Source organism: Janthinobacterium sp. BJB426 (assembly GCF_002735705.1).
Lineage (GTDB): Bacteria > Pseudomonadota > Gammaproteobacteria > Burkholderiales > Burkholderiaceae_D > Janthinobacterium.
This window is the reverse complement of sequence record NZ_PDZL01000016.1, coordinates 13512-25499: the sequence shown is the minus strand read 5'-3', so window position 1 is coordinate 25499 and position 11988 is coordinate 13512. Positions and strand designations below refer to the sequence as shown.

Below are 11988 nucleotides of genomic sequence, written 5' to 3'. Positions count from 1 at the left end.
TTCACCACACAGAAGCCCCAACCAACGGCCTCCAATCCAAGCGCCTCTGCCTCTCGGCCGGCTCACCTGCGTCTGCGTCAACGGGCAATTGACCAGCACTTAATTGCATCGGTTGGCGCTTCTGTGTGGTTCCTGCGCTTGCCTGGCGCAGGGCAGGGGCGGCGGCCTGGGCGACAGGCCGCGCCAATAAATCAGACTGCAGACACCTGCGAAGGGCGGAAACGCTGGCTTTGCGTCGAGCCATCCAGCAGAACTTCCAGGAAGTCGCCGCGTGCGCCTGGATGCGTCTTCACGAACTTGCCCGGGCGCGCCGCCGGGTCTGTTTTGGTGCCTTTCACGTTCACGGCCTGGTCTTTATTGAAAGTCGACATGCTGTAATTCCTTCAAGGTTGGTTGTGGCGCCGGGTTTCCCCGGGCGCCTGATCCTCACGAAGATCAATCGGGGCATGCTGATCCCACAGGGCATTTATCCGGCCCGCCGGCCTGTCCCGCCTTGAACTACGGCGCGGGCGACCGCTAAACTTTTGCCAGCTCTGCAGTCCAGCCCAGCTCGCGGCCATAAAACGTGCCGGTGCAAGACGCCATGCGCGCATCTACTCGCGCCAGCTCATGCGCCTGATTCGGGCTTCCTGCCCAAGATGTGGCTTCAAAAATTCCGTCTGCAAACTTGATCGATACGTTGTACTTGCGCAGCGTTGCGCGCGCCGGTGGGGCGGTGAACAGGCCGGGCAGGGCGTCACGGGCGCTCATGCTGCTTCCATCCGCCAGGGGCCGGTGCAGTTGCGGTAGGCCTCGGCGCGCATCGCTTCGGCAGCGCCGCATTCCAAATACTTCAACTGCCCACTCGGCAGGGCAACGCCGAACGAGTTGCAAATTTCCAGGCGGCGAGGGCAGCCGATGCTTGCTACCAGGCCGGCGCAATGGCCGTCGTTGGTGGCTTTGGTGGCGACGATGCTTGAGGTGGTCTTCATGACGATCAGCCGCGTGCCGGGATGACGATTGCCGGAATCACTTCGCCGTGGGCGACGAGGACTGCTTCGAGTGCTGCGAGCTCTGCTGGGGACATGTCGTACTCCTGTGTTTGCTTGTTCGATGACGAATATTAGTCCGACTGCTAGTCGCATGTCAACAGTCGGACTAATAAATTTGGAAATAATAATCAACGGCTGAAAAAAAACCTCGAATCTTCGAGGCTGGGAGGTATGAATAGTTAGAAGGGTGGCTCGGGCGATGCCGGCGGCTCGCAGACGCGCCAGGCGATTTCGTCAGCGTTAATGTGTCCGATTAGGGGAGTAATGTTAAACGTGGCGTAGCTTCGAGAGAAATCGCCAATGCGTGGTGACAGTAGCAAGATTGGGAGGGTAGGGAAGTACCGCTGTGCACGCATCAGCGCGGCCGGGGCGGTGGTCGGCAAGGTATGTTCTGGCTCGACCTGGACCACGGCCAGCTGGGTTTGCTTGATATTGATGATAGCTGCGCATAGTTGCATAAATGCATTATGCATTGGCCTACGATCCTGCTGGAAAAATAATTCGTTCCAGCCGCCAAAAAAGCCGCCCTGTTGGCCGCGCTCATCCAACTTTAGACGGCCAGCAAGTTCCTGCGGGCGCCTAGCGCAAAAACGCCCGCGTACGGCGGGCGTCTCTCATCTCAACACCAAAGCTAGTCGGGTGCAATATTGTAATTAACCGTGCCAGAAGACTGTTTCGGCGGCCTTACAAGCCGGTAAAGCGCTTTCGAATCGCGCGCATACGCGCCGGGCTCAAAGACAAGGACGCCCTTAGTAACAAGTCGTTCCAGATCTTTCTTGCTAGTAGCCCAAGTCCTCCCTGTAAGTCGCTGAGCCTCCGAAACTTGTACAGTGGAATTCCTGAAAACGTGTGCAGCGATTTTAATTTCGTGCTCTTCTAGTTTTCGCCACACGTCGACGCCGAAGTAGAGTGCAACATCTTTGTCAGAAGCCCTTTTATGAGTCTCTTGATCATTTCGCAGCGTAACCTTGACGACGACGCCGTGTAATGCTTCTTGTCTAAATGATGGCTCAGGAAGTTGATACTCGATCATGCTTTCGCGTATTCGTCTTGTTCCCTCTCGAGCCATACGAACATAACCTAGATACCTCAGTGCATCCATAAGATGATGATTGCGCGAAGATCGTGTGTGATATATTGTTTTCTCGTTTACAGGCGGAACAAAGCCCCCTGGACTTTCGATTTCCATGCGATCCGGGAATAGTTTTACAGTAATCTCCGTCCCACTAAAACTATACGATCTATGCACACATGCGTTTATGATGGCTTCGAACCAAGCCCATTTCGGATATTCTGGCGTGGTTACAAATTTCCCGTCCACATTCAGCCAGGTAACATCGAAAATCTGTGCGCTCACAATTTCCTGAGAATTTTGTATTAGCTGGACCAGATTTCCCTCAATAACCCTATCGCGCAATGGTGAATAAGATTCACCTGATCCCTCAATAAGGGTGTCGAAACGCAAAACCCTTATTCTACAACCGGGAATGGTGAGCGCAGGATCCTTTGCTGCTAAAAGAACTAGGCAATTTAATGGCTTATATTTATCATCGACTTTTTTTAGTAAATGTCGATCAACCAGAATCTCATCATTTTTCCACTCTGGACGCTGCTCCCTTTCTCTAAAGGCATCGCAGAAATCTTGAATAATTCGCAGGTCAAAGTCCGCTGGATAATTGTAGTGAACCGCTATCGAGAGTTCAAAAGATAGCTCTTGTCTAGTGGAGCGAAAATCACGTTTTTCCTCCTCGCTCATCTGATGTTTGCTATCCCCGTAGCGAATCCAAGCTTGGTCCTTGTTCGTTTCTACGAGAACCCCAATATAGGGAATAAAAATCGCTATACAGAAACTTGACTTGCCATCGACCACTACCGGGATTTTCTTAAATTCCGGTTTTGCCATTGGGCAAAGATTAATATGGCAACGCTCAATCTTGTTTATTTGCTCTTGAGAAAAATTGCAACCTTTAATTTCCCCCGCATCCGTGATCCCATAGATCAGCAACCCCCCATCCGGGGTGTTCGAAAAGGTACTGAAATATGTTGCGAGATCCTCTAGATTGGGTGATTTATGGTTTTTTCTTTCAAAACGTCTATCCTCTCTGAAGGATTCAAGAACTCGCTGATTGGCATGCACCCAAATATCTCGGGGCGTCCATAAGCTCCTGTCTTCTGTCAGTTCATTGTTGTCAAAATCAAAAGAGGTTTGTTGCATGATAATACTCGTATCCGTAAAATTCGCTTAATACACTATTCAAAGTGCCCAAGTTAAGCGATCATTGGGAAGGGGTGTCGACGCGGCGTCGACACCCCTTGCTCACCTATTGCCGAAGATGTCAACGCGACGAGCTGGATCGCGTTGCACCTAAGTCACTAGCCGTACACACGCGCCGGCGATGTGGCGCAGTAGGTATGCATTTGCGGTGAATTAATTTGTTAGCCTGATACCGTAATCAGGTGACGCAATACCCTCCTGCTTACCCAGCCGATAGAAGCGAATTTCGCGTTGATAGCCCATGATGCAAGCGTCCGCATCGGCAAACGCGGTCATGAGGCGCAATATTCCATTCACCGACTGGCTATCGGTCTTGTGGTTCCAGGTGACTTTGATTTTTCTGGTGTCGCTACCGAGTTCCCATTTTGCGAATTCAGACATCATCTTTCGCACGTCCTGCGCGGCGGCCTTGCTGCAAGATTTCGACTCCCTCTGGGCGGCAGGCGCTTGCAGCTCGCGTGGGGCTGGGCCGAGGGAGTGCGGGCTCTTCGTACTGCTGACCAGCTTGCATGCGTCTGCCGGCACGGCCTGGCTGACGGTGTAGACGCGGCCAGATGCTGCGTTCGTGCATTGCCAAGTCTCAGCGTGGGCCATCGGCGCAAAGATTGCGCCTAGGACGAATATCAATACCTTCATTTATAGACGATCCTTGAAGTTGCGCGGCTCGAAGCGCACGACGCGGCCGACGACATTGCATTCGCCGTTGCGGCAAGGCTCTTGTTTAAAGTCTGGATTTTCGGACGCAAGATACCACTCCCTACGCTCATATTTCAGCCGCTTCACCAGGGCCTGACCTTTGAAGTTCACGGCGAAAACACCGCCGTTGACGCGATTTCTGTCGTGTACGTCTATTACCGCTATGTCGCCCTCATACATCATCGGCACCATGCTGTCGCCACGGATTTTTATAGCCAGAAGTCGCTGCGGATCGAGATCATTCTCTTCAATCCACTGGCGGGGCACGTGCAGCTTGCCACCATCTTCATAGCTTTCCTCAGTCTCAAATCCTGTGGCGCCTGCCTGGAGGTGTAGCGCAACCATCTTGATGGGTAATGTGATGGGCGCGTGATTGTCGTCGTCGGTCACACCGCGTGCGCCAGGTAGGCTTGCAGCGCTGACATCATCGGTATGCGGGGCTACCGCATCTGCGATCTTCCCGGCATGCTCAGCAAGAGCGGGACTGAAATCGCAAAGCGACACTCCCAACAAGTTCGCAAGCTTCACGCCGGCAGCGACATTTAACGGGATCTTCCCATTCAGATACTGCGTGAGAGCGCTTTGACCGAAGCCAAGCGCAGCGGCAGCGGCCTCTTGCGAGTGAGGAAGATTATTTTCTTTGCGCGAGCGCTGCCACTCCTGAAAGAGAGTTTTGAGCCTTGCGGCATCGGCGAGCTGTTCGTCAGATAAGGGGAGTGCGGGCATCGTAGGAGATTATAAGGAAAGCTAATAATTTTCAAACAGTCGGACTGTTGACATATTCAAACAGTCGGACTAATATTCGTCGCATGAACCCAATTCAAACCATCCGTGGATGCCTACACGTCACTCAAGCTGCTCTTGCCAAAGAGCTTGGGGTCACGCAGGGCAACATATCTCACTACGAGCAAGGCCAGGAAATGCCGCCGCAAGTTGCAAAGTTGCTGATCAAGTTTGCCGCTTCACTGGGCGAGATCGTCACCTATAACGACATCTATGGTGAGCCAATCGGCGCGGCAGGGCATTTCCATTCGCATGGCCACGCCGGCCGCCAACCGCCCACCACCAACGCCATCTTCGACACCGTGCCTGCGCACGCTGCTGTCGGCATCGACGTGGGCGCGAAGCCATGATCCGCCTGATCCCAATTTCCCCACCGCGCCCGGCGGCCGGCATCGTGCGTATCCCGCTGCTCGAACTGCACCAGCTGCCACCTGGCGTGCCACTCGATGAATGCCTGAAACAACTGAAGGAGCCAGCATGAGCACCTCGACAAAGCAAAAAGCAGTTCGGAATGCGGCCAATCCTAGCTACCGCGCCATTCAACTGGCCATCCTGGCCGAGTTATGCGTGCACACGGCGTTGCTGACGACACTTTGCCAGCACCGGGATGACGCAGTTGCTTTGCGAGACTTTTCGGAACCGCAACGCCCGACCGCTATCACTCCAACCGCCGTGAGCCCGTCCGCCGACCCGTTCGCGCCAACCTTTGAAGTGACGCCCAGCGCTGGCGGCTACACGGCAACCATCGCAATGCGCGAGGGCTCCGTGGTGTACCTCGTCAATGCGACCGGCCCGCGTTCGAATGCCGTCAAAGTTTCAGCGGCTGGACTGTTGCCGATTTTGGTTGCGCCAGTGATTGAGATTTCACAGTGATCGTCAGCGCTGTGGCAATCACCGCTTTTCCAGGAGCGAAGTCGACACCCCATTCACGTTCGACCACCGTCCCTTTGACTGCGAGGCCGTGGATTAAGCCAGTTATTTTGTCGCCAACAGCTGGCGCAGGCACGTCTTTAGGCCAAGGCACCGGTGCGTTCGCATCCAGAGCGAGCTTTACCACATAAGTTTCGTTTTCCATGGAGGTTGCCTTTCCTGTGAATTGACATGCAGGAATAGAAATTTAACACGTTGGCAACTTCTGCCTATTTTTCGCTGTACCCAAACCCTGTAACACCGACCACCAGGAGAAAACCATGAAACAGAAGCAAAAACGTACTGCGCTCGTCAAGGGCTACATCACCGACGAGAACAAGGCTGACTTGCAAGCCGCATGCACAGCGATGCGCAAGACCGTCAGCGACGTGCTGAACGAATGCACGATCGTGATCATCCGCAATCACCTGGACACCAGGCCGAAACGGAATGATACGCCGCCGTTTTCGAACGGGGCTAGGCCCAAATCAGGAAATAGCAGGGCCCAGATTCTGCCGGCGCCACGCCCGTGTTTCGGTGTCGTCCCGCGCGTCGTGCGGATGCGGGTTTAACGGCATGGAGGCAGCCATTGAATAAACAAGCCGAGGTCACGGCCGAGGAAAAGGAGCTGGTTTTCCAGCGCTCGATGATCTACCGCCAGGCCGAGAAAGACTTGCAGGGCGCCAAGGACGGGGAGGGCGAGAGCGCAGCGAAGGCCGCGCACAAGGAAGCGCGCCAGAAATGGCGCGATGCCACCGACAGGGTGGCGAAGAAATACGAGGTGCCGCGGCGCGAGCCGCCATAACGAACCCGTACCCGACAGCTACAGCATCGCATGGCCGAAATCGGCCACTTTAATCACCATCAATTAGGAATATGACATGACGCAAACAACTGCAATCAAGCCGTACCGCTCACTGGACGACGCCCATGGCAACAACGAATTGCTCGACATGCTACTGGCCAAGGGCCCAAAGAACGACGCAGCTCTGGCTCGCGCGCTGGAAGTGGCGCCACCAGTGATCTCGAAGATTCGCCACGGCCGCCTGCCGGTCGGCGCCTCGCTGCTGATCCGCATGCACGAGGTGTTCGACGTGTCGATCCGCGAACTCAAGCGCATCGCGCGCGCCGAGGTGGCGGCTTGACCTGGTCGACCACACAGCCCGAGTCCGGTACCAGCGCGGTGCTGGGCGAGGAGGGCGGCCAGCAGCAAGTGCTCATCGAGCACGAATTGCCGGTCGATCCCGGCCACGTCCGGACGCGCCAGCACTACGAAGCAATGCTGCAGGAACTGCAAGGCCAGAAATGAAAAAAGCCCGCTTGCAGGCGGGCTTCCTTGAAACAACAAAAATTCGCGAAAGAATTTATGACCGAAATTGTACAACACAAAGGCATCACGATAGCGAATACGCTGATCGCGGTCGATAAAGAAGGCCGTTTTTGCCTCAACGATTTGCACAAGGCAGCTGGCGCGGAAAGCCGCCATCAACCTGCATTCTTCTTCCGTCGCCCGGAAATCCAGGAGCTGGAAGCGGAATTAAACTCTGCGCCGGCGCAGAGTTTGCCAACCATCACTTCCCAGGGCCGCAACGGCGGCACCTACGTGTGCAAGGAGCTGGTGTACGCCTACGCCATGTGGATCAGTCCGAAGTTCCACCTGGAAGTCATCCGCACCTTCGACGCCGTGGCCACCGGCCAGCAGGCGCCAGTAATAGCTGCGCCGAAGCCCAGCGCAATCTCGCCCGCCAAGGAATTCCGCGCCATCTTCGGCATTGCGCGCCTGATCGGCCTCGACAAGAACGCCGCGGCGATCAGTGCGAACCAGGGCACGGCCGCCCTGACCGGCGTCAACATGCTGCAGCTGATGGAGCGCACGCACCTGGCCACTCCCAGCCAGGAGATTTACTACACCCCGACCGAACTGGGCAGCCGCTTCGTTAAGAGCGGCAAGGCATTCAACCAGCTGCTGGTGCAGGCCGGCCTGCAAGAGAGCATCGCCGGCCATTGGGTGCCGACGGAGAGGGGGCGCGCCCATGCCTTCGTGGCGGACACCGGCAAGGCGCACTCCAGCGGCACGCCCATCCAGCAAGTGAAGTGGCGCGATTCCGTCCTGGCGGAGGTGGCGTTGTGACTGGCCAAGCTGACAATCGCGCGCGCCCGCCTGCTGGCGTAGCATCTATCCGCAATTCCGCTAATGCCGACCGCGCCGCCGATATCCTGGCCACGGTCAGGCGCTGCGGCGCCGCAACCATTGGCGATATTGCCCTGGACCTGACACTTCACCGCGAAACCGTGCGCAAGCGCCTGGCCAAGCTGGTCAAGGCCGGGCACCTCGTGCTGATCGAGGCCGCAGCAACCCATTCCCGCGCCCTGTACGGCATGCCCGACCTGGACGACCAGGCTGAATTCGACCTGTACCGTAATCGCAGCAGCAACTGGCCACGCGGCCAGCACGGTCGTGATTTGTTGGTTGCAGCTTTTTTCGGTGCAGAGCTCAGTAGCGGGAGCGAAGCATGAACTCGATCTTTCGAATTGCATTCGACGGTCCTGCGACTGAATGGGGCTGCTCTAGAGCAATCTCATTTAAAAAATTTCGATGTTTAATTTATGTCGAGTTCTGCAAGGCCGGCTTTGAAGACAGAGTAAGACACGTCAGCCGCATCCCGAAGTTTGGGAATCACATTCAGGAGCGGTTGCGGAGGTTTCGAGGTGCGTTGATCGCCGAGCCAAGAAGCCGCCGTACTTTCGAAAATAGAGATTGCGTTGATTGTTTGATGCAGCCCGTCAACCATTCCGTACGAGCCAAGCTCGTAGGGGGGAATTTGCTGCAGAGCGATACGTACCTGACTCAATATGTTCGCTCCTGCGTGGCACGCCATATTCAGGGAATGAGTAGTACCACTTTCTGCTTCCGTTTGAACCTCGTCAATCGAGCTTCTCAGTTGAAGATGGGCTCGATCCACAAGAGCAGAGACGGCCTTTGCTCGCCGCTGCAATGCTCGAAGATCTGTTTCATTCACCAACTTGGTCGCAGCACTGTTTTGACGGGTCATGACAAAAATTGCCACGACCAATGCAGCGATAGAGCCGATTGCCTGAACCCAACCAGGCCAAGTGTCCCTCGTAAGTCCCACTTGGTTGCCAATTATCGCAATAGCCACCGATCCTCCGATCAGGGCGATAGCAAGAAGTACATAGGTTTTCTTCACGAGAGCACTCAAAGTTGTTTGAAAGGAATCTTAGCATGAAGCGTGATTCCTTCACTACGGCCATGCCTATTACTTTCGGTTCTGTATGCAGCGGTCTTGAGGCTGCCAGCGTCGCCTGGGGGTCGCTCGGCTGGCGCGCCGCCTGGCTGGCCGAGATCGAGCCATTCCCATGCGCCGTGCTGGCGCACCACTATCCGGACGTACCAAACCTGGGCGACATGACCAAGGTTGCCTCCCTGATTCGCGACGGCTTTGTGCCCGCGCCGGACGTGTTTTGCGGCGGCACGCCGTGCCAAGCGTTCTCGATTGCGGGCCTGCGCAATTCGCTCGACGACGAACGCGGCAACCTTTCCCTTGTTTTTTGCGAGATTGCAGATGAAATTGACGCACGACGCGCAGCAGCTGGACTTCTTCCAGCCGTTGTCTTCTGGGAAAACGTCCCTGGAGTCCTTTCCACAAAAGATAATGCCTTCGGCTGCTTCCTTGCTGGCCTTGCCGGTGAAGATGATCCAATCGAACCGCCAGGGGGGAAATGGGCGTACGCTGGTTGTGTGTATGGCCCCGCGCGAACAGTCGCGTGGCGGACCCTCGACGCCCAATATTTCGGAGTGGCCCAACGACGCCGTCGTGTGTTCGTTGTCGCAAGTGCTGGAGAAGGGTTCGATCCCGGAGCGGTACTTTTTGAGTTCGACGGCGTGCGCCGGGATTCTCCGCCGAGCAGAGAATCGCCGCAAGACATTGCCGGCACAGTTAGAGCGAGCGCTGCGCGCCGTGGCGGAGTGCAGGACGAATGCGGCCTCGGGTTGCAGCCAGTCAGTACCGAGGATATTGGCGGAGCACCACAGGGCGACGGGGAAGACCTTGCTTTCGGTGCTGCCGTAGCCGCTCCGGTGGCACGTAGCGTTGAGCGTCCGCGCGGCGATGGCCTGGACACGCTCATCGCTGGAACTCTGCAGGCTAATGGCAAGGCCGCCGGCAGCGCGACCCAGCAGGATGCCGAGGCCGGCATGCTTATCCCTATGGCTTTCGGTGGCAACAACCAAGCAGGTGAAATTCACGTTGCCACCGCCTGCCGCGCGCATGCCGGGCCACACCTAGATTTTGAGAGCGAGACGTTCCTGGTTCAGCAGGTGGCATATCCCATCCAAAACGCTACCCGCGGCAAGGATCAAAACGGCCTGGGGATCGGCGACGCCGGCGCACCGATGTACACACTGGACAACGGGTCGCAACACGGCGTGGCACTGGCGCCCATCGCATTCAGCAGCAAGGACTACGGTGGCGATGCCTGCTACGACCTGTCACCGACGCTGCGCGCTGGAAACCACGCCGGCAGTCATGCCAACGCGGGCAGCCCGCCGGCTATCGCCTTCGACGCGCGCCAGGACTGCGTGAGCAGTACCAGCGTCTTTGGCGCTCTGGGCACGTCCAGCCCGCAAGCGCAGGCGGTCTGCATCACCGGCGACATTACTCACACTCTGAAGGCCGAAGGCTTCGATGCCAGCGAGGATGGAACTGGGCGCGGGCAGCCGATTGTCGCCTTCCAGAATCGCTTCCGTGGCGACGATGGGCGCGGATACCAGCGGGCTCCGGCGGTTTGCCAAGATGTGATCGGCACATTGGAAACAGTCAAGCAGTGGAATTTAGCTAAAGGAATGGCCGTTCGTCGACTCACGCCGCGCGAGTGCGAGCGTCTACAGGATTTTCCTGACGACTACACACTCATTCCGTTCGGCCGCACGATCCGTCCCGAAAAGCTCGACCGGGACTGGATCAAATACCTGATGCGTGGCGGCGTGATGACACGCGACCAGGTTGCGCGCGCAGCAGCTGACGGGCCGCGCTACAAGGCCATCGGCAACAGCTGGGCCGTGTCGAACGTGGCCTGGCTCGGCCGCCGCATTGATGCTGTTATGCGCGCAAACTTCGCGCATGAGCGCGAGATTGCGAGGGTGGCGTGATTTTAGTCGTCAACGAGGCCTCGCTGGGCGCAGTCTGCCTTCAAGACACCCTTGCGATGGGTGAGCAGCGTAAGCTGTTTTTCGCATTCCTGAATATGCACCAACGTGATTTGCATAAAGTAGTCACGCAGACCGCCGCCCCGCATCGAATCGAAATTTTGTCGTGTCTCCCAGAGGGCGTGAATAATTCTCAGGGAAAATGCGGCCGACTCAGGATCGGAAGGGGTTACGAACCTTTCCAGCATCTCACGCTCATGGTCAAGCCTGCCAGAGGTGAAGGTAGATGTGCCATGGGCGCCGTCTGTCTCTGCGTGATCAAGCGCACGCTTCATTTCACCTATTGCCCAATGTGCAAGCGTCCAGAGTGTTTCCGCCTTTTGCAGTTGCTCATAAACGCTTCGATCATCCGCATCTCCTGCCGCTTTTCGTTGCTGCGCCTGAGCCATCCAAAGCGCTACAAAAATTGCGACGATGGATCCCACTGCCTGCACCCAGCTCGCCCAATCCGAGGTTTTCAATCCATTGAGCCTACCAATCCAAATAAGAGCGACCAGCAAAACTATCGCAGCAATGAGGCAGATTTTCTCCCGCTTATTCATAGAAGCAATCAAAGTTGTTTGAAAGGAATATTAGCATGATCGCCAATCCAGCCCAAATTACCCGTCACCACATGGCGAACCAAGCCGCGCCCGCCTATTCGCTGATCCGCAAGGTCTGCGCTTGCGGCAAGGCCAGCACCGCCAAGCAGCTGGCCCAACATGGCAAATGCGCCGCTTGCGCGCTGGCGGCCGTGCTCGACGCAATCATGCCCGGCGACTTCGCCAAGCTGCAGCACATGCTCGGCGCCGTGCAGCAATATCCGAAATCAAAGTGGGGCTGGCGCAATTACTTTGCCGCCGGCAGCGGCCAGCAGTACGAAGCAATGCAGCGTTTGGTGGTGGCCGGCCTGGCCACGGCTGGCCGTGCTGCCAACGAAATGACCTACTTCCACGCTACCCGCCTGGGTTGCAAGGCTGCTGGCCTCGATGCAGCTGGCATCAATCGCGCGATGGAGGATTGAGGATGTCAGCCACGCTCCCGAGTCCTGTGACGGTTGTCATCGGATGCACTATCGATAGAGGTTC

Annotated in this window: 20 protein-coding genes and 1 pseudogene; 11 read left to right on the top strand and 10 right to left on the bottom strand. The window is 56.7% G+C overall.

Going from position 1 to position 11988, the window contains the following annotated elements; all coding sequences use genetic code 11:
- Positions 1–191 precede the first annotated feature (191 nt).
- The 7 genes from CSQ93_RS21750 to CSQ93_RS21720 form a co-directional block, all read right to left on the bottom strand.
- Complete coding sequence (locus CSQ93_RS21750) at positions 192–371, bottom strand: hypothetical protein (RefSeq protein ID WP_099379842.1); 180 nt, start codon at positions 369–371, stop codon at positions 192–194.
- 145 nt (positions 372–516) lie between these two features.
- The gene (locus tag CSQ93_RS21745; RefSeq protein ID WP_099379841.1) at positions 517–750 is read right to left on the bottom strand and encodes a hypothetical protein; all 234 of its coding nucleotides are present in this window, start codon (positions 748–750) and stop codon (positions 517–519) included.
- The gene (locus CSQ93_RS21740) at positions 747–971 is read right to left on the bottom strand and encodes a hypothetical protein (RefSeq protein WP_099379840.1); all 225 of its coding nucleotides are present in this window, start codon (positions 969–971) and stop codon (positions 747–749) included. Before CSQ93_RS21740 ends, CSQ93_RS21745 begins: the two co-directional genes overlap by 4 nt.
- A 239-nt stretch (positions 972–1210) precedes the next feature.
- The gene (locus CSQ93_RS29545) at positions 1211–1579 is read right to left on the bottom strand and encodes a hypothetical protein (RefSeq protein ID WP_099379839.1); all 369 of its coding nucleotides are present in this window, start codon (positions 1577–1579) and stop codon (positions 1211–1213) included.
- A gap of 83 nt (positions 1580–1662) precedes the next feature.
- Complete coding sequence (locus tag CSQ93_RS21730) at positions 1663–3246, bottom strand: ATP-binding protein (RefSeq protein WP_099379838.1); 1584 nt, start codon at positions 3244–3246, stop codon at positions 1663–1665.
- A 213-nt stretch (positions 3247–3459) separates the two neighbouring features.
- Entirely contained in the window at positions 3460–3942 is a 483-nt protein-coding gene (locus tag CSQ93_RS21725; protein ID WP_099379837.1) for a hypothetical protein, read from the bottom strand.
- Entirely contained in the window at positions 3943–4728 is a 786-nt protein-coding gene (locus CSQ93_RS21720) for a S24 family peptidase (RefSeq protein WP_099379836.1), read from the bottom strand.
- An 83-nt stretch (positions 4729–4811) separates the two neighbouring features.
- Here CSQ93_RS21720 and CSQ93_RS29000 point away from each other — a divergent pair, with 83 nt between their 5' ends.
- The 3 genes from CSQ93_RS29000 to CSQ93_RS21710 are packed head-to-tail and all read left to right on the top strand — an operon-like array spanning position 4812 to position 5658.
- Positions 4812–5135, top strand: a complete 324-nt coding sequence (locus CSQ93_RS29000) for a helix-turn-helix domain-containing protein (RefSeq protein WP_158301317.1) — start codon at positions 4812–4814, stop codon at positions 5133–5135.
- On the top strand, positions 5132–5266 hold the full coding sequence (locus tag CSQ93_RS29685; protein WP_267891681.1) for a hypothetical protein: 135 nt from the start codon (positions 5132–5134) through the stop codon (positions 5264–5266). The genes CSQ93_RS29000 and CSQ93_RS29685 overlap by 4 nt, the downstream gene beginning before the upstream one ends.
- Positions 5263–5658 (top strand): hypothetical protein, encoded by a 396-nt coding sequence (locus tag CSQ93_RS21710; protein WP_099379835.1) that lies wholly within the window; start codon positions 5263–5265, stop codon positions 5656–5658. The genes CSQ93_RS29685 and CSQ93_RS21710 overlap by 4 nt, the downstream gene beginning before the upstream one ends.
- Here CSQ93_RS21710 and CSQ93_RS28995 read toward each other — a convergent pair.
- Positions 5594–5860, bottom strand: coding sequence for a hypothetical protein (locus CSQ93_RS28995; protein ID WP_158301316.1), 267 nt, complete (start codon positions 5858–5860; stop codon positions 5594–5596). The genes CSQ93_RS21710 and CSQ93_RS28995 overlap by 65 nt on opposite strands.
- Positions 5861–5975: 115 nt before the next feature.
- On the opposite strand from CSQ93_RS28995, the gene CSQ93_RS21705 reads away from it, so the two are divergent.
- The 6 genes and pseudogenes from CSQ93_RS21705 (at position 5976) to CSQ93_RS21685 (ending at position 8211) form a co-directional block, all read left to right on the top strand.
- Positions 5976–6266, top strand: coding sequence for a hypothetical protein (locus tag CSQ93_RS21705; protein WP_099379834.1), 291 nt, complete (start codon positions 5976–5978; stop codon positions 6264–6266).
- 17 nt (positions 6267–6283) lie between these two features.
- Positions 6284–6499, top strand: a complete 216-nt coding sequence (locus CSQ93_RS21700; RefSeq protein ID WP_099379833.1) for a hypothetical protein — start codon at positions 6284–6286, stop codon at positions 6497–6499.
- Positions 6500–6575: 76 nt separating this feature from the next.
- Positions 6576–6815: pseudogene (locus CSQ93_RS21695) on the top strand (helix-turn-helix domain-containing protein); the annotation flags it as partial.
- Positions 6816–6835: 20 nt separating this feature from the next.
- A complete protein-coding gene (locus tag CSQ93_RS28990; protein WP_158301315.1) occupies positions 6836–7003 on the top strand; it encodes a hypothetical protein in 168 nt (55 codons plus the stop codon).
- Positions 7004–7060: 57 nt separating this feature from the next.
- A complete protein-coding gene (locus tag CSQ93_RS21690) occupies positions 7061–7825 on the top strand; it encodes a KilA-N domain-containing protein (protein WP_099379914.1) in 765 nt (254 codons plus the stop codon).
- Positions 7822–8211: a MarR family transcriptional regulator gene (locus CSQ93_RS21685; RefSeq protein ID WP_099379831.1), complete on the top strand. Its 390-nt coding sequence runs from the start codon at positions 7822–7824 to the stop codon at positions 8209–8211. The genes CSQ93_RS21690 and CSQ93_RS21685 overlap by 4 nt, the downstream gene beginning before the upstream one ends.
- A gap of 83 nt (positions 8212–8294) precedes the next feature.
- Here CSQ93_RS21685 and CSQ93_RS21680 read toward each other — a convergent pair whose 3' ends face one another.
- Complete coding sequence (locus tag CSQ93_RS21680; protein ID WP_158301314.1) at positions 8295–8903, bottom strand: hypothetical protein; 609 nt, start codon at positions 8901–8903, stop codon at positions 8295–8297.
- Between the two features lie 35 nt (positions 8904–8938).
- Here CSQ93_RS21680 and CSQ93_RS29540 point away from each other — a divergent pair, with 35 nt between their 5' ends.
- A complete protein-coding gene (locus CSQ93_RS29540) occupies positions 8939–10864 on the top strand; it encodes a DNA cytosine methyltransferase (protein ID WP_233516291.1) in 1926 nt (641 codons plus the stop codon).
- Positions 10865–10866: 2 nt separating this feature from the next.
- On the opposite strand, the gene CSQ93_RS21670 is transcribed toward CSQ93_RS29540, so the two are convergent.
- Complete coding sequence (locus tag CSQ93_RS21670; protein ID WP_099379829.1) at positions 10867–11463, bottom strand: hypothetical protein; 597 nt, start codon at positions 11461–11463, stop codon at positions 10867–10869.
- A 35-nt stretch (positions 11464–11498) separates the two neighbouring features.
- Between CSQ93_RS21670 and CSQ93_RS21665 the strand changes: the two genes are divergently transcribed.
- Positions 11499–11924, top strand: coding sequence for a hypothetical protein (locus CSQ93_RS21665; RefSeq protein WP_099379828.1), 426 nt, complete (start codon positions 11499–11501; stop codon positions 11922–11924).
- The last annotated feature ends 64 nt before the right edge of the window (positions 11925–11988 follow it).